Source organism: Zoogloea sp. (assembly GCF_041904905.1).
Lineage (GTDB): Bacteria > Pseudomonadota > Gammaproteobacteria > Burkholderiales > Rhodocyclaceae > Zoogloea.
Map to the genome: position 1 here is coordinate 1 of NZ_JAYRMI010000136.1, position 2,026 is coordinate 2,026.

3 protein-coding genes are annotated in these 2,026 nt (G+C 69.6%); all 3 read right to left on the bottom strand.

Annotated features, from left to right (window positions below; genetic code table 11):
• Window positions 1–564, bottom strand: a 564-nt coding sequence (locus ACE3N6_RS19195; RefSeq protein ID WP_374247421.1) for a U32 family peptidase, incomplete at its 3' end; no start/stop codon positions are given.
• A 73-nt stretch (window positions 565–637) separates the two neighbouring features.
• Complete coding sequence (locus ACE3N6_RS19200) at window positions 638–1,639, bottom strand: DnaJ C-terminal domain-containing protein (RefSeq protein ID WP_374247422.1); 1,002 nt, start codon at window positions 1,637–1,639, stop codon at window positions 638–640.
• Between the two features lie 47 nt (window positions 1,640–1,686).
• Window positions 1,687–2,026, bottom strand: a 340-nt coding sequence (locus ACE3N6_RS19205) for a WD40 repeat domain-containing protein (RefSeq protein ID WP_374247423.1), incomplete at its 5' end; no start/stop codon positions are given.

Genomic DNA, 2,026 nt, shown 5'->3' on the forward strand with positions numbered 1-2,026 from the left:
GTGGTTGAAGTAGCCGGAGAGCAGGCAGCGGCCGGAATACGCGATGCACAGGGCGCCGTGGATGAAGACTTCGAGTTCGGTGTCGGGGCAGTCCTGGCGGATGCTGGCGATCTCGTCGATGGAGAGTTCCCGCGACAGGATGACCCGAGAGATGCCGGCCATCTTCCAGAAACGTACGGCGGCGGCATTCACGGTGTTGGCCTGCACCGAGAGGTGGATGGGCATCTCGGGGAAGTGCTCGCGGACCAGCAGGATCAGGCCGGGGTCGGACATGATGAGGGCGTCGGGCTTGAGGGCGACGACCGGGGCGATGTCCTTGACGAAGGTCTTGATCTTGGCGCCGTGGGGGTAGATGTTGGCGACGACGTAGAAGTGCTTGCCCTGGCGTCGGGCGCGGGCAATGCCGTCGGCCAGCACCGGCAGGTCGCCGAAATCGTTGTTGCGCACGCGCAGGGAGTAGCGCGGCTGGCCGGCGTAGATGGCGTCGGCACCGAAGGCGAAGGCGGTGTCGAGCATGGCCAGGGAGCCGGCGGGGGCGAGGAGTTCGGGTTTCTTGCGGGGCATGGCGTCTCTGCTTGGGGTGGCCTGGGGCCGGTGGCGGCAATTTTTGCCGTCTTGTCGTGGGGCTTGGCGGGGGTCAGCGGTAGGTGTCGAGCACCGCGTTCCAGCGGGCGAGCACCGGGCTCTGGGCCTTGAGGTTGTTCTGGAGCATCTGTTCGGCCATCTCGAGCATGGCCTTTTGTTCCTTGCCGAGAAACTGCAGGTGCTGGGTGTCGAGGCGCACCAGCAGGTCGCCGGGCTTGCGGCGGCCGCGGCCGGGGAAGCCGGCGCCGGCCACGCGGATCTCCGGGCTGGTTGCGCCTTCGGGGAGGAGCACCTCGCGCACGCCGTCGAGGGTGGGCACGTCGATGCTGCCGCCGGCCAGCACGCGAAACACGCTCACCGGCACGGTGACGTGAATGTCGTGGCCGTCGAGGCGGAACAGGGGGTGCGGGTGGGTGCGCAGGGTGAGGTAGAGGTCGCCCGGTTCGCCGTTGTCGGGCGCGGGGCCGCCCTGGCCGCCGATACGCAGCTCTTCGCCCGGGAGCATGGCCGGGGGGACGGTGACGGCGAGCTGGCGGTCGGCCGGGTTCCAGCCGCGGCCTTCGCAGCTCGGGCAGCGGGTGTCGGTGGTGAAGCCCTTGCCGTGGCAGTGGGCGCAGGATTTGAGCCCGCCGCCGCTGCGCACCCGGCCGCTGCCGTGGCAGTGGCTGCACATGCTGGTGCGGCCATAGCTGCGGTGGCCGCTGCCGTTGCAGTCGTTGCAGGGCTCGCGGCCGTCGACGGTGACGGTGACGGTGGCGCCCCGGGCGGCATCGAGGAGATCGACAAAAACCTCCTGGTGGCGGTCCTCGCCTTTGGGCTTGGCGGACTTGCGCGGCGGTTCGGGGTGGGTGTCGTCGTCGCCAGATGCGTCGTCGGGCTTCTGGGTGAGGCGTTCGAAGGCCTGGCGGACGAGGCGGAACTGGTCCTGGGCCTGGGGGTCGGGGTTGCGATCCGGGTGCCAGCGCATCGCGAGGCGCTTGTAGGCGCGCTTGATTTCGGCGAGGGTGGCGTCGGCGTCGACCCCGAGGATCTGGTAGGCGTTGCGGGCGGGCATCCCGCCATTTTAATCGGCCCCGCGGGTGGGCGGGGGGCGATTGTTGCTCAGGCGTCGGCTGGGGCGTCCATGCGCAGTTCGGGTAAGTCGCAGGCGGCCCAGCGGGGGGCGTCGTCGCGGGGTTGGCCGCTCACCGGGTCGCAATCGGCAAGATCCACGTAGTGGATTGCCTCGGTTGCGCTGCCTTCGCCCAGCCAGCGACCGCTTGCCACATCCAGCGTCAGCCAGCCGTCTTCGCTCTGGTAGCTGCGTCGGAGTTCAGCGCCGGAGCGGGCATCCCAGAGTCGCGCGGAGTGGTCGTAGGCGGCGGTGAGGACGAACTGGCCGTCTGGGGAGAAGGCGCAGGCGGAGAGCGGACTGGTGTGGCCGTCGAAGCGTCGGAGCTCT